The organism is Sulfuricaulis sp., assembly GCF_040901545.1.
In the GTDB taxonomy this organism is placed as follows: Bacteria; Pseudomonadota; Gammaproteobacteria; order Acidiferrobacterales; family Sulfurifustaceae; genus Sulfuricaulis.
On record NZ_JBBDYL010000042.1, the window covers coordinates 57,173 to 76,240 of the forward strand.

The 19,068-nt window shown below is 50.8% G+C and carries 19 protein-coding genes; 11 read left to right on the forward strand and 8 right to left on the reverse strand.

Annotated elements, in window-relative coordinates; all coding sequences use genetic code 11:
- Positions 1–45: 45 nt before the first annotated feature.
- Positions 46–363, reverse strand: a complete 318-nt coding sequence (gene clpS, locus WD823_RS07535; protein ID WP_368428876.1) for an ATP-dependent Clp protease adapter ClpS — start codon at positions 361–363, stop codon at positions 46–48.
- A gap of 304 nt (positions 364–667) precedes the next feature.
- On the opposite strand from clpS, the gene WD823_RS07540 reads away from it, so the two are divergent.
- Positions 668–877 (forward strand): cold-shock protein, encoded by a 210-nt coding sequence (locus WD823_RS07540; protein ID WP_368428877.1) that lies wholly within the window; start codon positions 668–670, stop codon positions 875–877.
- Positions 878–1,031: 154 nt separating this feature from the next.
- On the opposite strand, the gene icd is transcribed toward WD823_RS07540, so the two are convergent.
- On the reverse strand, positions 1,032–2,285 hold the full coding sequence (gene icd / locus WD823_RS07545; protein ID WP_368428878.1) for an NADP-dependent isocitrate dehydrogenase: 1,254 nt from the start codon (positions 2,283–2,285) through the stop codon (positions 1,032–1,034).
- Between the two features lie 165 nt (positions 2,286–2,450).
- Between icd and WD823_RS07550 the strand changes: the two genes are divergently transcribed.
- The 8 genes from WD823_RS07550 to WD823_RS07585 all read left to right on the forward strand — a co-directional run bounded on the left by WD823_RS07550 (position 2,451) and on the right by WD823_RS07585 (position 9,520).
- A complete protein-coding gene (locus WD823_RS07550; protein WP_368428923.1) occupies positions 2,451–2,993 on the forward strand; it encodes a pseudouridine synthase in 543 nt (180 codons plus the stop codon).
- Between the two features lie 12 nt (positions 2,994–3,005).
- Positions 3,006–3,491 carry an NUDIX hydrolase gene (locus tag WD823_RS07555; protein WP_368428879.1) on the forward strand — a complete coding sequence of 162 codons (486 nt, stop codon included), beginning with the start codon at positions 3,006–3,008 and terminating at the stop codon, positions 3,489–3,491.
- Between the two features lie 2 nt (positions 3,492–3,493).
- Positions 3,494–4,594 (forward strand): tRNA 2-thiouridine(34) synthase MnmA, encoded by a 1,101-nt coding sequence (mnmA, locus tag WD823_RS07560; RefSeq protein WP_368428924.1) that lies wholly within the window; start codon positions 3,494–3,496, stop codon positions 4,592–4,594.
- A 97-nt stretch (positions 4,595–4,691) separates the two neighbouring features.
- Positions 4,692–6,077, forward strand: a complete 1,386-nt coding sequence (gene purB, locus WD823_RS07565) for an adenylosuccinate lyase (RefSeq protein ID WP_368428925.1) — start codon at positions 4,692–4,694, stop codon at positions 6,075–6,077.
- Between the two features lie 116 nt (positions 6,078–6,193).
- Positions 6,194–6,712, forward strand: a complete 519-nt coding sequence (locus WD823_RS07570; RefSeq protein WP_368428880.1) for a hypothetical protein — start codon at positions 6,194–6,196, stop codon at positions 6,710–6,712.
- Positions 6,713–6,855: 143 nt separating this feature from the next.
- Positions 6,856–7,194, forward strand: coding sequence for a C40 family peptidase (locus WD823_RS07575; RefSeq protein ID WP_368428881.1), 339 nt, complete (start codon positions 6,856–6,858; stop codon positions 7,192–7,194).
- Entirely contained in the window at positions 7,139–8,053 is a 915-nt protein-coding gene (locus tag WD823_RS07580) for a hypothetical protein (RefSeq protein WP_368428882.1), read from the forward strand. Before WD823_RS07575 ends, WD823_RS07580 begins: the two co-directional genes overlap by 56 nt.
- Before the next feature lie 522 nt (positions 8,054–8,575).
- A complete protein-coding gene (locus WD823_RS07585; protein WP_368428883.1) occupies positions 8,576–9,520 on the forward strand; it encodes a zinc ribbon domain-containing protein in 945 nt (314 codons plus the stop codon).
- A gap of 114 nt (positions 9,521–9,634) precedes the next feature.
- On the opposite strand, the gene WD823_RS07590 is transcribed toward WD823_RS07585, so the two are convergent.
- The 4 genes from WD823_RS07590 to WD823_RS07605 form a co-directional block, all read right to left on the reverse strand.
- Entirely contained in the window at positions 9,635–10,339 is a 705-nt protein-coding gene (locus tag WD823_RS07590) for a general secretion pathway protein GspB (RefSeq protein WP_368428884.1), read from the reverse strand.
- Positions 10,340–10,341: 2 nt separating this feature from the next.
- Complete coding sequence (locus WD823_RS07595) at positions 10,342–12,072, reverse strand: AAA family ATPase (RefSeq protein ID WP_368428885.1); 1,731 nt, start codon at positions 12,070–12,072, stop codon at positions 10,342–10,344.
- Positions 12,073–12,577: 505 nt separating this feature from the next.
- Positions 12,578–12,766 (reverse strand): hypothetical protein, encoded by a 189-nt coding sequence (locus WD823_RS07600; RefSeq protein WP_368428886.1) that lies wholly within the window; start codon positions 12,764–12,766, stop codon positions 12,578–12,580.
- Between the two features lie 324 nt (positions 12,767–13,090).
- Positions 13,091–14,431, reverse strand: a complete 1,341-nt coding sequence (locus tag WD823_RS07605; protein ID WP_368428887.1) for an FAD-dependent oxidoreductase — start codon at positions 14,429–14,431, stop codon at positions 13,091–13,093.
- A 552-nt stretch (positions 14,432–14,983) separates the two neighbouring features.
- Between WD823_RS07605 and WD823_RS07610 the strand changes: the two genes are divergently transcribed.
- Entirely contained in the window at positions 14,984–15,604 is a 621-nt protein-coding gene (locus WD823_RS07610; protein WP_368428888.1) for a hypothetical protein, read from the forward strand.
- A gap of 8 nt (positions 15,605–15,612) precedes the next feature.
- On the opposite strand, the gene WD823_RS07615 is transcribed toward WD823_RS07610, so the two are convergent.
- Complete coding sequence (locus tag WD823_RS07615; RefSeq protein WP_368428889.1) at positions 15,613–15,930, reverse strand: PilZ domain-containing protein; 318 nt, start codon at positions 15,928–15,930, stop codon at positions 15,613–15,615.
- Between the two features lie 947 nt (positions 15,931–16,877).
- On the opposite strand from WD823_RS07615, the gene WD823_RS07620 reads away from it, so the two are divergent.
- Positions 16,878–17,123, forward strand: coding sequence for a hypothetical protein (locus tag WD823_RS07620; protein ID WP_368428890.1), 246 nt, complete (start codon positions 16,878–16,880; stop codon positions 17,121–17,123).
- Between the two features lie 197 nt (positions 17,124–17,320).
- Here WD823_RS07620 and ilvD read toward each other — a convergent pair whose 3' ends face one another.
- Positions 17,321–19,003, reverse strand: a complete 1,683-nt coding sequence (gene ilvD / locus WD823_RS07625; protein WP_368428891.1) for a dihydroxy-acid dehydratase — start codon at positions 19,001–19,003, stop codon at positions 17,321–17,323.
- Positions 19,004–19,068 lie beyond the last annotated feature (65 nt).

Consider the following 19,068-nt stretch of genomic DNA (forward strand, 5'->3'; position numbering starts at 1 on the left):
GCATAGGCCCCTCAAATAGATAACTCCCTCTTGAAAAATATTCCCTTATTCAGGCTCCATGGTGCACTGCAGGGGATGCTGGTGTTCCTGGGCGAATGCCAGCACCTGCCTAACTTTGGTCTCCGCTATCTCTCGAGTATAGATCCCGCAGACCCCGATTCCCTTCTGGTGCACATGTAACATGATGCGGGTTGCGTCTTCGCGATTCTTGGCAAAAAAACGTTCCAAAATAATCACGACGAACTCCATAGGAGTATAGTCGTCGTTCAGCAAGATGACTTTATAAAGCTGCGGCTTCTGAAGCTTGGGCTTTACTTCCTGAACGACGGGACCTTCAAGATAATGCTGGGGTTTATCGCTCATGGGTCATATTCTATAGATTACACCATAATTTTTTCGGGGCATCCTCAATCCAACCCCGAGAAACAAGTACATTGTGCGACTGATAATCCAAAATTCAACCCCTGCGATTGTGGCATGAATTTTGAGGCCAATATGCCATTTTTTCTATTCCCCGCCTTGTTGCCGCATCACCATGACCTAGCTTGACTTGATCAAAAAAAGAAGGATGATGGCAAGGTCGCGCCTCTTATGCAGTATTAACCGGGGCACGGTCCATCGGCAACCAGAAAGACAGCGGTTTGCTGCCGCGACAGGAGGGGAATGTATGCCACTAGGTACCGTCAAGTGGTTTAACGCCAGCAAAGGGTATGGGTTCATTACACCCAGCGATGGCGGAGACGACGTCTTCGCACATTATTCCGCCATCGAAATGGAAGGATACAAAACCCTGAAAGAGGGGCAACAAGTAGAGTTCGAAGTCCAGGAAGGTCCCAAGGGCCCCCAGGCTTCCCACATACGTTCCCTAATCAAGTAAGCGGCGTTATTTTTCCACGAAGTCCATTCCAAGACCCGGCCTTTGCCGGGTTTTCTTTGTTTATATCATACTTGATTCAGGCAGACGGCGAATAATGGAAATCTAACAACCAGCATTGGATCGGCAACGACTTCCGTCTGCAACAGTTTCTGTGTTAAAAATGCCGGATAACGGCTTCACCAAATTCAGAACTGCTCACCTGTTTCGCGCCGGTCATGGCGCGGGCAAAATCGTAAGTCACCGTCTTGGCGGCGATCGCGCCATTCATGCCTTTAATAATAAGTTCGGCAGCCTCGGTCCAGCCCATGTGACGGAGCATCATTTCCGCCGATAGAATCAGCGAACCGGGATTGGCCATGTTTTTTCCGGCATATTTGGGTGCCGTGCCATGTGTGGCCTCGAACATGGCGACACGGTCAGACAAATTCGCGCCGGGTGCTATGCCAATGCCGCCCACCTGCGCCGCCAAGGCATCGGAAATATAATCGCCGTTAAGATTGAGGGTCGCGATAATGCTGTATTCATCCGGTCGCAGCAAGATCTGCTGCAGGAAGGCATCGACAATGACATCTTTGATAACGATCTCCCGTCCGCTACGCGGGTTCTTAAATCGGCACCAGGGTCCATCATCAATAAGTTGTGCGCCGAACTCACGTATGGCGAGCTCATAGCTCCAGTTTTTAAAGCCCCCTTCCGTGAACTTCATGATATTGCCCTTGTGCACCAACGTAATCGAGGTACGATCATTGGCAATGGCGTATTGGATCGCGCGACGCACAAGCCGCTCCGTCCCTTCGCGCGAAACCGGCTTGATACCGATGGCCGAAGTTCCCGGAAACCGGATATTCTTCACGCCCAACTCGCGCTGCAGAAAGGTAATCAGCTTTTGCGCTTCTGGCGAACCGGCCATCCACTCGATACCGGCATAGATGTCTTCCGAGTTTTCCCGAAAGATAACCATGTCGATCTTTTCCGGTTCTTTCACCGGGCTAGGCACACCCTTGAAATAGCGCACGGGACGCATGCAAACGTAAAGATCGAGCTCCTGACGGAGGGTCACATTCAGCGAACGAAAACCTCCGCCCACCGGTGTGGTAAGCGGACCCTTGATCGAGACGACATAGTCCCGGATGGCGTGTAAAGTTTCATCCGGCAACCAGGCGTTGTTCCCGTAAATGTTAACCGCCTTTTCGCCTGCATACACCTCCATCCATGCTACGGAACGCTTACCGCCGTAAGCCTTTTTGACGGCTGCGTCCACCACCTGGCGCATCGGCGGCGTGACATCCACGCCGATGCCATCGCCTTCGATATAGGGAATGATGGGTCGATCGGGAACATTTAATGAAAAGTCTGTATTAACAGTAATTTTTTCGCCGACGGGAACGGTGATACGGGTATTGGACATGAAAACTCCGGAGTGGGTAAAATTCGCGCGCCGATTCTATCATTAAATCATTCGCTTCCGCAGCATCGGAGCGGGGTCGTTATGTCGGCACGTCATGCCTGGTGATGCGTTGCGACATATCCACCGTTAATGATGGGGTGGCCATAGCCATTTACCCAAATCTTGATGAGACTTATTTTATTCAACAAACCTTACAGCGTTCTCACGCAATTCACGGACAGAAAAAGCCGACCAACCTTGTCGGATTACATCCCATTGTCGGGTGTCTATCCCGCAGGCCGGCTTGACCGAGACAGCGAAGGATTGCTGTTGCTTACGAACGATGGAAAACTCCAACAGCAATTCTCGAACCCGCGCTACAAACTCCCAAAAACCTATTGGGTCCAGGTAGAGGGCGAACCGGATGACACTGCCGTGGAGCAATTGCAGTGTGGCGTGATTTTGGATGGAAAGAAAACTCGGCCGGCGGAAATTCGGCGTATTGCCGAACCCTCGCTGTGGCCACGCAATCCGCCGATCCGCTTTCGCCGTTCCATACCCACCTCTTGGCTCGAAATCACCCTCACAGAAGGCCGGAACCGCCAGGTGCGTCGCATGACTGCCGCCGCAGGTTTCCCTACCCTGCGCCTGGTGCGCCGTGCCGTTGGCCCGTTCACGATAGACGGGCTCGCGTCCGGTGAATGGTGTGAAGCCGCTTCCCAAGTCTGATAAGGTTAAATCATGATCTGGAAACCAAATGTGGTGGTCGCGGCCGTCGTTGATCGTGCCGGAAAATTCCTGCTGATTGAGGAACGGGTCGAAGGTCGGCTGGTGCTTAATCAGCCGGCCGGGCATCTCGATGAAGGCGAGACTCTGATGGCTGCCGTGGTGCGCGAAACACTGGAAGAAACCGGTTGGCATTTCTCCCCGGAGGCATTGCTTGGCATCTACCGCTGGCGGCACCCGACAAAAAGTACTACTTATTTACGGTTCGCATTCATCGGATCTGTCTCGCGCCATGATTCCGGGCGAACGCTTGATCGAGGCATCACGCGGACATTGTGGCTGACCCCGGACGAAATCCACGCCGCGCGTGATCGGCACCGGAGCCCGCAAGTCGAGCTTTGCGTCAAGGATTATATCTCCGGACAGCGATACTCTCTGGAACTGCTCAAGGAGCTAGCCGGTTTGAACGCTCGCCCCTCAAGCCGTCGCGCCCGTTCATGACAATGAAAATTGTGGTCGGCATTTCCGGTGGTGTGGACTCTGCGGTTGCCGCGCTGCTGCTGAAGCGGGCCGGACATGAAGTCACGGGTCTGTTCATGAAGAATTGGGAAGAAGACGATACCGCAGATTACTGCAGTGCGGCGGAAGACCTGGGGATGGCCAGCTCGGTCTGTGACCGGTTAGGAATACCTCTCAAGACGGTAAATTTTGCCACCGAATACTGGGATCGCGTGTTCAGTTATTTCCTCACCGAGTATCGCGCAGGCCGCACTCCCAATCCGGACGTATTATGCAACAAGGAAATCAAATTCAAGGCATTTCTCGAACACGCACGCGTGCTTGACGCCGATTACATCGCCACCGGCCATTACGCGCGCGTCACCCATCAGGATGGCCGATACCACCTGCTCAAGGCGCGTGATGTAAACAAGGACCAGTCTTATTTTCTCCACTTGCTGGGACAGGAAGCCCTTGCACAGACGCTGTTTCCAATTGGTAACCTGACTAAAGCAGAAGTGCGGCAATTGGCGAAGCAGGAAGGCTTGGCTAATTTCGATCGGCCTGACTCAACAGGGATTTGTTTCATCGGCGAACGGAATTTCAAATCATTTCTCGCTCGCTATTTGGCCGCGCAACCCGGCGAGCTGCGTACACTCGCTGGGACGCTCAAAGGCCACCATGACGGCGTAATTTATTACACCATCGGTCAGCGCCACGGTCTGGGCATCGGTGGACAGGGCGAAGCGTGGTACGTGGTCGGCAAAGATGTCTCACGTAATATTCTTTATGTTGGGCAGGGCGAACAGAATCCGGCGCTGTACAGTGAAGCATTGATCTCCGGTGTTCCGCACTGGATTGGCGGCGCTTTACCGAACCGTTTAGAAAAACTATATGCCAAAACCAGATACCGTCAGCCGGATCAAAGTTGCACCGTCGCTCTGCTCGATATGGGTCTGCGAGTATCCTTCGATATGGCGCAACGCGCCATCGCGCCCGGTCAGTCGGTTGTCTTTTACGACGGCGAAGAATGTCTGGGCGGCGGAATCATTGAACAAGCGTTGGCGCTTTCACAAACTCGCGATGCGCCTTTGGCGTACCATTGAACCGGCATTTTCCCTAATAATCTGGTAAAATGCGTCGTCCCCCGGGGACCATACACCATCGCAGGCACGCATGAATAAACCGACCAAGCCCGATGCACTGCCGTTAAGTCCACTGACTGTCCTCTCGCCCCTCGACGGGCGCTACGAATCCAAAGTCGCCCCACTCCGTCCACTATTCAGTGAATACGCTCTGTTCAAACGGCGAGTTTTTGTCGAAATACACTGGCTGCTCACGCTCGGCCAAGAGAAGAGAATCAAGGAAGTTGCGCCCTTTTCTCCCCAATCAAAAAAAATTCTGGAGGGAATCGCCACGAATTTCTCAATCAAGGACGCGCAACGCGTCAAGGACATCGAGTCCAGGATCAATCACGACGTCAAAGCGATTGAGTATTTTCTGAAGGAAAAAACGAGTGGCAACGAGGAAATCAGCCGTTCGGCTGAATTCATTCACTTCGCCTGCACTTCTGAGGACATCAACAATCTGGCTTACGGATTACTGTTAAAGGAATGCAGGGAGTGCATACTGCTCGATGGCGCGGACAAACTGATCGCCGTCATTTCCGATTTGGCCACCCGTTACGCCGACCAACCCATGCTCGCGCGCACCCATGGCCAGCCCGCTTCACCTACAACGCTGGGCAAGGAATTAGCAAATGTGGCATATCGTTTAAAGCGCGTCCGTCAGCAGATTGCGGCCGTACCGATTCTGGGGAAAATTAACGGGGCCGTGGGTAATTACAACGCGCATCTGGCCGCTTATCCGGAAGTGGACTGGCCGACCCTGGGAAAATCCTTCGTCGAAAGGTTGGGACTTGCCTGGAATCCCTACACCACCCAGATCGAGCCGCACGACTACGTTGCCGAGCTGCTCGACGCGGAATCGCGTTTCAACACGATTTTAATCGATTTCAACCGGGATATTTGGGGCTATATCTCAATCGGGTATTTCAAACAGAGGGCCGTGAAGGGCGAAATCGGCTCGTCAACCATGCCGCACAAGGTTAATCCAATCGATTTTGAAAATGCTGAGGGCAACCTTGGTCTGGCCAATGCCCTGTTTCGCCACCTCGCGGAGAAACTTCCCATCTCACGTTTTCAGCGCGACCTCACCGATTCCACGGTAATGCGCAATCTGGGTGTTGCCTTCGGCTACATGTTGCTTGCGTGGGAATCGTGCCTTAAAGGCATCTCTAAGCTCGAGGCAAATCCTGACCGCATGCGTCAGGACCTTGATGAGAATTGGGAGGTTCTGGCCGAGGCGATACAGACCGTCATGCGCCGTTACGGCCTGGAACAGGCCTATGAGACACTGAAGGACCTCACTCGCGGAAAAGGCGGTACTACACAAAAGCACATGCAGGATTTTATTCGGACACTCGACCTGCCGGCTGACGCAAAAAAACACCTGCTTGCGTTAACTCCGGCCACCTATACGGGAAATGCCGCGACGCAGGCCAGAAATCTGGGCAGAACCAAAGTTTAAGATTGGTATTTTATTTTTCCCTTAGCCTTTTCTTTCCTGTGCCAATTACACGTTGTGGACTATATATATCTTGATGGCTGCAAGAATTTCCATCGAAAAGACAATTCATGGTTGACATGGAAACCGCAAAAAATCCATCCATCGAAGAAAAATCAACCACTCAAAGACGGATAATCAAAGACCGACATGAGGTTGGCGAAATCCTGGCTGGGTTGATTGAAAACGCAAGACGCGAAATTGTTATTTTCGCTCCACAGCTGGATGGCGCCCTATTCAACACGTCTCGTTTTGCGCGCGCCTTGGCCAGCTTCGTGGCCCGGCATCGTCACAATCTGGCGCGCATCGTGGTGGAAGATGCGGAACAGTCAATACGTGATAACGATCGCCTCGTTTTGCTGTTCCGTCGTTTAAGTGATTTCATTCATATGCATCAAGTCTCGGATGAACATATCGGCATTCGCGAAATGTTCGTCGTCGTGGATCACCGCAGCTACCTGTATCAGGAAGATACGTCAAAACACGAATGTATTTCGCATCTCAATGACGCCCATCAGGCTGCAATGCTCGCGCGACGCTTCAATGAATTGTGGGATCGAAGCGAGCCCATTCAGTCACTTCGTTCGGCGGGACTCTAGTACCGATGACGACGAAGTTGCTTCGTTTTCCCCGGCTATTTCTATTGTGCTTTTCGGTTCTGGTAGCGTCAGGCTGCGGACATGTCCCCTCAGATACATCATCGTCCACGTTCGGAAACCGCGCAGCCGACAAGGCGCTTACCATGGTCGGAAAACCATACCGATACGGCGGTAATACACCGGATGGTTTCGATTGCAGCGGATTGGTGCAGTACAGTTACAGGCGTGTCGGTGTGAAACTTCCACACGGTACACAAAGTTTGCGGCGTATATCACATCCCGTTGCACGCAATAATTTGCGTCGCGGAGATCTGATTTTCTTCACCCAGGAAGGAAAAAAATCATCCCACGTCGCGCTGTATATCGGAGATGACCGCTTCGTTCACGCACCCTCAAGCGGAAAGAACGTTCATATAGCCGATTTCAATGATCGCTACTGGCGCCGCCATTTCTCGGAGGCGCGGCGCTTTGATTTGGATTAATATGCCTCGCCGCCGGTCAAACATCAGATTGCTGCTTATCGGTCTTGCCGGCCTCCTGACAGCGATCAATGCTTTCTCAGATGAAGCACGCATCATTCAATTGAAACACCGCACGGCGGGGGAAATCATCCCGCTGATTCAGCCGATCCTGGGACCGTACGATGCAGTGACTGGTGCCGATTATCGTTTAATCATTCGAACATCAGAGGCAACTATCAGGGAAATTGAGCGCATTCTGGCCCAGGTGGATGTCACCCGGTGGCAGCTTCAAATCACGATAGAACAATTACCGGCGGAAAAACGCACCCAGAACAATCAATACGTCTCCGGGAGAGCAAGAATCGGTGACCAGACGCGTATTGTTCTGCCGGATAAACCGGCGAAGGAAAATGGTGTTGTAATAACAAAAGATGATCTGCGTTATTCAGCCACCAAAAGTACACAAACATCAAGCAATAACAATACGCAAACTGTTATGACGCTGGATGGACAACGCGCCTATATTCGTATCGGCCAGTCGGTTCAGCATGTGAAACGTTTTCTTGCCAACAGTCACCAAGGTGCGGCGATTGCGCAAGAGGTTGGATTCCAGAACATAATCAGCGGTTTTGAAGTGCTGCCACGCATGCGCGGGGAACATGTACGAATCGAAATTACACCCCGGCTTTCCACGCTTGAAAATCCAGAAACGGGGCTGGTGAATTTTCAGGACTTGACCACGACCGTGGAAGCAAAACTGGGGGAATGGATTGATTTGGGCGCTATTCTCGGAAGCAGAAGTGAAGTTCATCGCGCCATCCTGGAAAGTGGGACCGCACAATCCAGTGAGTACCGGATTGTCTGGCTCAAGATTGAATGATTATCACAGGCGATGAAATTCCGTTGCGATCCTGTAGAAATCGCTTCGCAAAAAAACATAAGGCTAATCTCTTCACCAAGATTCTTCCGGTCGTAAACTGATCATTTGCATCTCAGGAAAAAAGGAGAAAATATATCGGCCTAGTTCGTCGCGATATACAACACGATAATCAGCAAGAGAAGTATTAAACCGGCAAGCCTGCCCGGATAAACATCAACATTATTGTAGATTGAATTGATTATCCGCCTTGATATATATCAAGTCTGTAATTCGGCCATCGTATATCCAGAACATTCATTAACCTGGCAGACATCCCTCTATTCTATCGAACACGAAGAATGAGGCTGAAAAGACAGACCGCGGGTTGACTGCGTCAGGCAAACATTGCACAAAAAAAAGAAGCCATCTGTCGGACGGCTAACCCCATATGTCGTCACTTTATCGCGTAGGTACAGGTATCAGACCTATACTTTTTTCAGACCTTAACCTCCGCCAAAACAAACAAATGGACAGGGAAGTACCATGACATCGAGAAGTATATTTCAAAAGGTGTGTCCCAGTTGCATGGCCACTGTATCGTTGGATACCGATATGTGCGCCTGTGGTCACCAATTTGATCAAGACGACACGGACACTTCGCTTTCGTCGGAAGAGATACGTTTGAAGGCGGAGGAACTCTACGAAAATTACCTTGCAGCACGGGCAGAACAGGCTGCAAACGCCATCAGGGCTGCGCAGGCCGAATTCACGCGCGACCCGACAAACGAGGAAAAATCCAACCGCGTTACCTCGGCGATTCACGAGGCACAAGCCGCCCAGACGGCATTGGCCATGCAGTCTTCCCAAATTGCCGAATTGAAAAAAGTCTTATCGACCGTTAAACAGCCTATAAGCACCGCCCCCGCCACCCGCGGTGAGAAAAAACCGTCGCTATCTGCATCGGATCTTGTCAATGCAGAACCTGTGCAACGGCCCCTGAAAAGAAAAATGCTTGCAACAGAAAGTCCCCGTGCGCCCCTCAACGGCATGCGCCGGTCACATCAGCCTGTTGTCCAGCTGAAATCAAATCCGATTACGACACCGGTCAGCATACCGAAAGGACAGGCACCCGTACCCGCGCAGACTGCAATACCCAACTACGTTTTCCGTCAGGCACAAGCAGCCAAGGCAGAAAAAATTCTTCGCGCGGCAAATAAAACGAAACCGGATCCCACAAACGTGCAAAAGAATGCACCGGGGTCCATTCCAGAACCCAAAGTAACTGTGCAGGTTTTCTCAGCGACAAAAATTGCGCCCAGATTATATGTTTTGGAAAATAAAAAAGAATGCCCCAACTGCACAGCCAGTGTTGATTCGAAAACTATACGCTGTCGATGCGGTTATGAGTTTTCATCCAGCGAACAACTTATTCCGCCGCTTTCCTTAAGCGAGGAAGATCGGGCAGAATTTTCCAAGTTGTTCAGATAGCGGCGCGTGCGTTGCCGCGCTGATGATTTTGTCTTGGCGCCGTGCGGGGATAATCAGCAGAAAGAGATATCTTCTTTAATTGTCGATCCAAGGTAAGCAAATAAAAAATCATAATCAGCGTGGCCGTCCGAGTTTGAATCGTTCCCCCCGGAAACTCAGAACAACTCCGTCAGGGACAATCTCTTCAACCGAAATATCGCTCTCGATATGGTCACCCTTGTGATATTCCCGGTTGTTAATGAATAGAATTCTCTGCGATTCCTGCGGCGAATACACGTGAATGGTCACTGCCAAGCGAGGCAATGCGCGTTGAAATTCCGTGGGCATTTGCTGCAATAGCGGCGTGTCAACCGAACCCAGAGAGATTGGCGGTAAAGAATTCATTTGTTGATTTGAATTTACCGCCACGGCTTTTCCATCTGGTTTGATCACCATGGCTTTTTGCCGTGCTACAGCAACGGTGGGAGCAGTAACCTTGGCTTCCTCCGCCAGATCGCGAACCTGGGAAGTGCTAGTGGCAGGTTTGTCCGGAGGCACGAATCGGGGGATATCATTTTTTAATGAAACACCTGCTGGCTGAGCAACAGCTTCGCTGGTGAGCGTCTCCGGGAGTGAAACTAGCGTCTGATCCGGCGTGTTCCGCCAGAAGAGAAAAACAATGGTCGTTACACCCATCAGCATAATAATTCCCGCCGTGAACCACAAGCCGTTGTCCGACAACGACGGAGAAATTCTATGTACGCTGCCGCGGGAGATCGTCACAGAACCGCGCCGTCTTGCCTGATGGGATTTTTTTAACGCGTCAAGGATATACGACATGCTCACTGCGCCTTCACAAGGACAGATTCCGTATCAAGCATGGGTGACTTTTCCGGTAGGTAGCCGTGTAATTGCGCGATTGTGACACGTCCGGCGATGCCATCCTCCGCGAGCCGGTAGTAACTCTGGAATTCTTTCAATTGGTATTCAAGCTCCTCGTCAAAAAGATCACTCGGTTGAGCTTGAATCGGTTCCCTACGGTAGCGCGCCAAGGCGTCGCGCAACCAGACTACCGTTTCTCGTTGATCTCCGATCCGCAATGTTTCATGCTCCGGCGCACGCGGTTTCCAAAGAATAAAATATTTTCCAAACCACAGGCGCCCTACCTCGTTTATGGCAACTTCTTGTCGATGATCACCCATTTCCAGCAATACCGAGTCACCCGTCATAGACGCCACGAGCACATGGTGTTTTTGGCCGGCCACATCCCGCAGCTCAATAACTGCAGGACGATTGTAAATGCGAAGGTTGTTCCATGTCCCGGTTTGATATAAGCAGTGCAATCCGGCATACAAGGCACGCTCGCAACCGGTTGTCCCGGCCAAGGCGGTATAGTCGAGTCCCCAGAGATCAAACAGCCTTTGCATGGCCGACTCGGTATCCGTGGCCACCGCGGGATCGGCAATTTTCATCTCCAATGAAACCTTGGGGGCTTGATTAGGGACAGCCGACTTCTGGTCACTAAGTGAAGTAATAGGAATCGAGCCAGAATTACTTTTAAGATCAGCAGTAGTCGTATTTTGCGGACCAAGCAGAGAAGACTCTTTTGCTGTCGACTGGGGCGACGCTAAGGCAATAGCAACCTTGTCACCGGGTGAAATGGAGTTAAACAACGTCGGCATCTGCCAACCCGCCACGATTAGCAACAATGCCGCGGCTGATGCCGGTACAAGCGCCCGAAAAAGCAACCGCGTGCCGGTAAGCTTGCCAATCCCAACCTCCGCTGCCGCGCGTCGCACGACCGAAGGATCTACCACTGTTTTATTGCGCACATAGCATCCGAGCAACGCTCGATCGCAGATGATATTGATCAATCTTGGTATGCCTCCGGACAAGGCGTAAACACGTTCCATGGAGGTTCTGTTGAATAACAGGGATTTCGCTCCGGCAACACGGCACCGATGGAAGATATATTCGAAGGTTTCCTTTCGAGTGAGCGCTTCAAGGTGACAACGCGCCGTAATCCGCTGAGAGAGCTGCCGTAAATCCCGCTGCGCCAGCAGGCTGGAAAGTTCCGGTTGGCCGATGAGAATAATTTGCAGCAATTTCTGTTTTGTCGTTTCAAGGTTAGTCAGCAACCGGATCTGTTCCAGAACTTCTCGGTTTAGGTTTTGCGCTTCATCAATAATTAGTACTGTTCGCCTGCCGCGCGCGTGTGTCTGAAGGAGGTGGGCATTTAGCAAGTCGATTAATTGTTTGAGGCTAGACCGCTCTCCGGAGTGCCGGATGCGCAGTTCATCGCAAATGGACGCGACAAATTCGTGTACACTTAGCACCGGATACAGGACCAGCGCGACATCCAGCTCCTTGGGTACGCGTTCCATCAGTGTGCGAATAAGTAACGTCTTACCCGTGCCCACTTCACCGGTAAGTTGCACAAACCCGCCGTTCTCACTTAACCCGTATTGCAGATGAGCAAATGCTTCCTGATGACTGCGGCTCAAGTATAAATAATGGGGATCCGGCGGGATGGAAAACGGATTTTCATGCAGGCCGAAATACCGTATATACATAACTCGACCACTCCTCTAGCCTGATTGGTACTGTAAATTCGTTGCATCCATGGCGATGCCATTATTAATTTTCATCATTCGTTCTGGATATCTTTATTCTGTTCATTTCTAGAGCTATTTCTTCTGTCTTGGCGCTATACGATACCACTTTTCGTAATTAATTTGACTGTGTGCCATCGCAGGCATCCTGAGCATTCTGAATCCAGGCATATAAGGCCGAAAATAGTCAAGAATTTCATACAGCTGACCTGTACCGAGCAATATGGATTATTTAAGTCCGATCTACTCTAGTCAACAATACGACAATTTAAGTGCCGGTGTCCCGCGTTTATCCGGAATCAAATCCGCTGGTCGGACAGCTCAGGATATCGTGAACTGCACATACCCAACTCGAGGATGAAGCGCAAAGGGAATCCGGAGTTAGGAACAGCTTCCGGAAGTCGTGAGGTTCGCGTGTGAAACGAACAGATGATGTCTATTGAAGTTCGAATTAGCTAAATTGTCGTCATTGACGTCTTGTGGGCTCGATATTCCTGTCGGTAGGAACTTTTGCCGCCTGAACAATTTTGCGCAGGTCCGCGAGTTGTGTTTGCAAGGCCTTGATGGCCTCCGCCAGTTCCGCGGAATCAGCAGATACTTCGCTATGGACTGGTTTTATCGGATCCATCTTTGCGCCACGCCATGCTTCACTCATGCGACCCTCCTTGTACGACTTGCCGACAAACCCGAGGATTTCGATTTATCGTTTCCCTACGCCCGGTAAAGATGAACTGGACGCGAGCATCTATTAGGGCGGAAAACCGGGGGAATTACAAGTATAGACACGCAACGGCGTAGGTTTTATTTTGGCTCCGCCAACCAGACGGCCGTCATGCACAAGCCGATAATCTGCAGAAACCAGCCGCTGCTTTGTAAATCAGGCGCATCATCCAGGTATGTCTGTCTTTCGCGACAGGTGTGTGTTTTTTACCAAAATAATTACACGGTAACTTTGCTGCCTTGCGCTATAGATGTCCCATCATTCCTTGAACACACATTTGCGATAAATATCCTTGAACATGCCGTCCGGATCATATTTTTTCTTCAGCCGGTCATACACGGGCTTATTATAGATTTTCCAAAACTGATCTGGAGAAAAATAAGCGTCTGAATACAGCGATTTCATTCCACCCAATGAGATTACTTTTTCCTCGATCATACGATTGTAGAATCCCGGTGCTAGATTTTGTCGTCCACGTATCACATCCCAGAAACCAAAATTAATATAAAGTTTTTTCGGATCCATCCGATAAAGATCGTAAGCAACATTAGGGTTGTACGCGCGTGTAGGACATATCCAAATCGGCATAAATTTAATCTTATCGTGATAAAACGACAAGAATTCGTGCGCATGATCGACTGGTATTTCCACGTCCTGGATCACAGATTCGGCGTGCATGCCGAGCAACTTGTCAAGAACCTGTGACAGCTTCCAACGGCTGTTCCATCGCATGATCTTTGTATATGTGATCGAGTTTAATCTCGACCGGCCGTAAACCCGGCGAATGATTGGATTCTGGGCGTACAGATTTTTCGAACACCAGAACCAGTCTGTATCCCACCTCCAAATGTAATCTTCAGTTGTCAGAAAATCTTCGGAACGTTCGAGCAGAGATTTATAATAGATTTTTTTATAAGTATAGTCGCTGGTATAGGGCGCATCATCTGTAAACTGACCGATTGTCAATACCATCCTGTTCCTGTCGAACACAACCCCATCAATGAAGTCGATTTCCTTATCGTCACAATAGCGCGATAAATCCGCGAAATAGACTTGAGGATCGGAGTATTGCAGATGAGTCAGTTTTACGAATTGTTTCACCGAAACCACCATGGCTTTGAGCTTCAAAGCGTATCCCAACGTTCCATAAGAATTAGGAAACCCATAAAACAGGTCGCGATGCTCGTTATCCGGCGTGCACAAAACTGTCCGGCCATCGCTCAGGAGGATCTCCATCTCCCGCACTGTTTCGTGTACCAGACCGTAGCGGAAGGAAGACGATTCAATCCCGCAACCCGCGGTGGCCCCTCCGATCGTTATGGACTTAAGTTGCGGCACCACGGCAGGAAGCGCATTATTTTTGAGGCATTCTGCTACAAGTTTTACGTATGTCGTCATCCCTTCGACTTCGACAACGCCGTTGGCGACATCAACAGATAGTACGTCATTGAAATCCCGGACATCCAGCGTTCGCGCGGGAACTTGCCCGCGGTCACGAAACAAATTGGAGGTCGTTTTACCGAGACGAATGCCCTCTCCACGGTACACGCGTAGATTCTGCGTTAAACGCTGCTTCTTGGCTTCATACGCGTGGCTCATTGACCCTCAACTGAAAAATAATTCAAAGTGTAACCGATACCTTCGCTGCAGCGCACAGGCGTTCAGCAAGGGTGGCGTTGTTACTGATCAGGCAATATTTTGCCTCCGGGGCATGAAACTAACTGCATATTTCGCGGCCGTTTCGATGAATACGTTTACTTCCTTGCAGGCACTTGCCGGGAAGCACCGTTACAGCTTTTGAGAGGAAACGCCGGTGGAAATGTGTCGATTTGCCGAGGTGAAAATAGTCATCACGGAAACAGGTAAAAGTTAAGCGCGTTGCGGCTAGTGCCAGAATCGGGTTTGCTGCCACGGGACAGCCGCAGGTCGATCCTAAATTCATGTATAACCACGAATATTACAGCTGACCCATATCATAGGATTTAACTTATCAGGCGATAAATTTACGGGGAAAATAGGCGAATAACCCTTCCATCGGCTCGTATTTCCCGATCATCTCTGAAAACGTCATGTTGACAGCGAATTGAAATTCGGAGTCTATACTTTAAAAGCACCATATTTTAGGGAAGACTGCTCGGATCAGGATATCACATGGCCGGATACAACATTTACCAAAAACCCTGTCCGGAATGCAGCGCCGTCGTGCCTAACGATACCGCGCGTTGCAGCTGTGGACACCAGTTCGAAAACGATACCCATGATTCACAACATTCCGATGAGCAGGCATTGCAAGAAGAAGAGCTGTTTGCGGCCTATTTAGCTGCACGTATCGATCAAATCGTGGCAGCCGTTGAAGCAGCTCGCGCCGAATTAACAAGCGATACTCTCGATCTGCGAAAAACTGAACACCTGCTTCAGTCTGTTCAAGAAGCCCTCTCTTTGCGTGATGAAAGAGATGCGCAAATGGCGAAGATTGCGGTGATTCGTGAAACTATTCAGGCCTCGAATGAACAGCTGACTCCGGCAACACCGGACGGCACCGTCCAAACCAGCGAACCGACTGAAAAATTCAAGACACAGCAGGCTGAAAAAGCGGAAAAAATTATCGAAGCTTACAATAACACCGAAACCAAGGAATGCATGCATTGCAAAACCGTACTGCCTGTGACGTCCGTTTTGTGTTGTTGCGGTTATATTTTTTCCCGACACGAACTCATGCTTCCCCGAGCGGTGGACTCTACCATGCGCGGAGAATTGTATCGCCCGAAATAATAATAGGATTAAGAACTGTACAAAAGATTTACCAAGGCGGTATAGGTATTGTTATCGTAGTTCCCGAACCTCAGGGCCAGTCCTTCGCTGTTCAAGCGCACAACTTCCGCAGGTAACCGATATAAGTCAGATTGTCCATGTTCTTTCAGCAGGATCACGGCTTCAATTGGCGTGCCCGGTAAAAACTCTTCGTTTGACATTTCCAACAAAGCACCGTTCAGGCTGAGGTCGCGAATTTTCCAGCGCTTGGAATAAGTTAGATCGTGATTAATAAGGACATTGAGTGAAATTCGTTTCCTGATACTGGCGCGCTTTTCCGTATCCAATATTCTCTCCCCGGGAACTTGCGTGTCGACGAAGAATACCCTTCCCAAGCCGCTAAAATATCAATAAATATACAAAAGTGGAAAATTATTACGGGCTTTCATGGCTATTTTAGCCATTCCAGGCCGTGTTATGCCACCAATCCTCGGCTGGAAAGTGCCTTTCAAGGCGTGATAAAAACTGATTATAGCTGGAAAGCGAATCTTAAGGGATTACTAATTTATCAAACGGAGGCATTCGGATCCTGGCCCAAGGATCTCTTGATATATCTCCCGGTGGTCATCGCCACACGAGGCAAGCTGAAATAATTATTCTTCAGCGCTTGTCAAAGACACTTAACTGGTCGGTAGTGCGGCGTCCTGCAGTTGCTCGACGGGGAGATTTGCTTGGTTCCCAGCGTACTTCTTTCCGTCGATCCGCTATGAAGCGACGCGACATTTTACGGCGCTCAGTGCCTTTATAAACCGACCTGCCTGTGCCATTTTGGTTAGTCATGATTCTCGCTTCCAGTCGGGTTTTCGACAGCAGTTACCCGATTGTTTAACTTAACTGGGATATTATAGATGCAGAAAATATGCCAGCCGCTGCCCCATCCGAATAAAGGATTTTCATTAGCCAAGAAAATATGCCCATTCATGGACGGGTCAAGACTCTTGACTCAAAGGCGTAATCCGTATTTCCCGTGCCTTTGTTCGGTACCTTTCGGCAGCTATTTCATAATGGCCCTGGGAAAAATGGGGCAAACTCCGGGGCGCCACCTGTTATATAACTATTTGAATTACAAAGGTCATTAATTCTCCCTCGTCCAAGCCTGGATGCGCGGGATCGTTATTCCAAAATTGGCACGTTCAATGCATCTAAAACTGTCGGGGAGCGTATCGTTTTCGCATTGGATGTGATGAGCGGCTCTCCAAGATTGCTAATAAAGGACAAGTAAATACTGAATTTTGTGGAGACCATCAATATGCTAAGCGTGATTTTGCAAACTTTGGTGATGTTGGGACAGGCACTGGCTATCGCGGCCGTGATTTACGGGATCTATCTCGCCATCAACGCCAGCTCGTATGCTGCCAGTGACGTTGAGGCTAAATCTCAGATAAAAGTGTCAGAGAGTGATGACAGGGCCGACAACGTAACCACCCTGACTCCGGGGCACAATTCTACGAAATCTGTATCGTACAGAAGGGTTGCGTAATCCGGCAGAGTGCGGTTTCTCGGTTCATTCGTCGAGAATTCAATTCTCCCGCGGAGTATTATTTACGCACTGGGAATAAAGTATTTCAAGGAAGATCGTCGACTTGCCGGAAAGCCGGACTCACCTGGGCCAGGCACTATGGAAAATTTCACCGTGGCAACGTGATACGATACTGTCGACGAGTCAACCAAGCGGCGTCATTCATCTGTAACACAGCCTTCTGATGCGGTCTTGACGCACTTGATGTATTTATAAAGCGCTCCACGCGCCGCCTTGTATGGCGGCATCTTCCAATCCGTTTTACGCTTTGCCATTTCAGCGTCACTGACTGCGACGCTTAATTCATTTTTTGCGGCATCCATCGTAATGACGTCCCCATTGCGAACCAGCCCGATGGGCCCGCCCTCCTGCGCTTCCGGCACCACGTGGCCGATGATAAATCCGTGCGACCCACCCGAGAACCGACCATCGGTGATCAGGGCTACGTCTTTCCCCAATCCCGCTCCCATGATCGCCGAAGTCGGGGTCAACATCTCCGGCATCCCGGGTCCGCCCTTCGGACCTTCATAGCGGATCACCACCACATCGCCCTTCTTGATATCACCTCGCTCGAGGCCCCGCAGCATATCCTCTTCGCATTCGAAGATCCGTGCCGGACCGGAAAACCGCATCCCTTCCTTGCCGGTGAGTTTGGCGACGGATCCTCCCGGCGCCAGATTGCCTCTGAGTATCTGGATATGGCCGGTCGGCTTGATTGGTTTTTCAAGCGGCATGATTACATCCTGACCGGCCTTTAGCCCGGGAAGACGCGCCAGATTTTCCTCGATGGTTTTTCCGGTAACGGTAAGACACTCTCCGTGCAGCAAGCCCTTGCCAAGCAAATACTTCATCACACCGGGCGTACCGCCGACACGGTGCAGGTCTTCCATCACGTATTTTCCGGAAGGTTTGAGATCCGCAAGAAATGGAACACGATTGCTCATATTCTGGAAATCATCGATGGTCAGCGGAACATCAACCGCGCGGGCCATGGCGATGAGATGCAACACGGCGTTGGTGGAGCCGCCCAGCGCCATTACGATCGTCATGGCGTTTTCAAACGCCTTGCGAGTCATGATATCGCGCGGCTTGATGTCGTTTTCGAGCAAGTGACGAATGGCCTTCCCGGCATTGAGGCATTCATCCAGCTTGCCCGGTTCGACCGCAGGTGTGGACGAGCTGTACGGAAGTGACATTCCGAGTGCTTCGATGGCGCTCGCCATGGTATTTGCGGTGTACATGCCTCCGCAGGCCCCGGCTCCGGGACAGGCATGCTGCACGATATCCATGCGCGTTGCTTCGTCGATCTTTCCGGCGATGAATTCGCCGTAGCTCTGAAACGCGGAAATAATATCGAGGGTCTCCCGATGTCGGCTGTATCCGGGTTTGATGGTGCCGCCGTAAACCATGATCGCCGGGCGGTTCAACCGGGCCATGGCGATGAGACACCCGGGCATGTTTTTGTCGCATCCGGGCAGCGTGATCAGCGCGTCGTACCACTGCGCGCTTACGACCGTTTCAATCGAATCGGCAATGAGGTCGCGTGACTGCAAAGAATAACTCATGCCTTCCGTGCCCATGGAAATGCCATCGCTGACGCCAATGGTATTGAAGCGCAGGCCCACCATACCGGCGGCACTCACACCCTCCTTCACTTTGGCGGCAAGATCGTTCAGATGCATATTGCAGGTGTTACCTTCCCACCACATCGAAGCAATACCGACCTCGGCACGGCTCATGTCGTCTTGCGTAAGCCCGGCGCCGTAGAGCATGGCCTGGGAGGCGCCCATGGACTTGGGCTCGGTTACACGGGAACTGTAGCGGTTTAACTTCTTGGACATACCTTTTCTCCAGATCAGGGGCCGATGACGGACTCTGCCGCGCGATGGCCGGAAACTTCATTCTA

Bases quoted from the DNA above. Each gene is read 5' to 3' on its own strand.
- clpS (WP_368428876.1), bottom strand. From the start codon at position 363: ATGAGCGATAAACCCCAGCATTATCTTGAAGGTCCCGTCGTTCAGGAA.
- WD823_RS07540 (WP_368428877.1), top strand. From the start codon at position 668: ATGCCACTAGGTACCGTCAAGTGGTTTAACGCCAGCAAAGGGTATGGG.
- icd (WP_368428878.1), bottom strand. From the start codon at position 2,285: ATGTCCAATACCCGTATCACCGTTCCCGTCGGCGAAAAAATTACTGTT.
- WD823_RS07550 (WP_368428923.1), top strand. From the start codon at position 2,451: ATGAGACTTATTTTATTCAACAAACCTTACAGCGTTCTCACGCAATTC.
- WD823_RS07555 (WP_368428879.1), top strand. From the start codon at position 3,006: ATGATCTGGAAACCAAATGTGGTGGTCGCGGCCGTCGTTGATCGTGCC.
- mnmA (WP_368428924.1), top strand. From the start codon at position 3,494: ATGAAAATTGTGGTCGGCATTTCCGGTGGTGTGGACTCTGCGGTTGCC.
- WD823_RS07570 (WP_368428880.1), top strand. From the start codon at position 6,194: ATGGAAACCGCAAAAAATCCATCCATCGAAGAAAAATCAACCACTCAA.
- WD823_RS07575 (WP_368428881.1), top strand. From the start codon at position 6,856: ATGGTCGGAAAACCATACCGATACGGCGGTAATACACCGGATGGTTTC.
- WD823_RS07580 (WP_368428882.1), top strand. From the start codon at position 7,139: ATGATCGCTACTGGCGCCGCCATTTCTCGGAGGCGCGGCGCTTTGATT.
- WD823_RS07585 (WP_368428883.1), top strand. From the start codon at position 8,576: ATGACATCGAGAAGTATATTTCAAAAGGTGTGTCCCAGTTGCATGGCC.
- WD823_RS07590 (WP_368428884.1), bottom strand. From the start codon at position 10,339: ATGTCGTATATCCTTGACGCGTTAAAAAAATCCCATCAGGCAAGACGG.
- WD823_RS07595 (WP_368428885.1), bottom strand. From the start codon at position 12,072: ATGTATATACGGTATTTCGGCCTGCATGAAAATCCGTTTTCCATCCCG.
- WD823_RS07600 (WP_368428886.1), bottom strand. From the start codon at position 12,766: ATGAGTGAAGCATGGCGTGGCGCAAAGATGGATCCGATAAAACCAGTC.
- WD823_RS07605 (WP_368428887.1), bottom strand. From the start codon at position 14,431: ATGAGCCACGCGTATGAAGCCAAGAAGCAGCGTTTAACGCAGAATCTA.
- WD823_RS07610 (WP_368428888.1), top strand. From the start codon at position 14,984: ATGGCCGGATACAACATTTACCAAAAACCCTGTCCGGAATGCAGCGCC.
- ilvD (WP_368428891.1), bottom strand. From the start codon at position 19,003: ATGTCCAAGAAGTTAAACCGCTACAGTTCCCGTGTAACCGAGCCCAAG.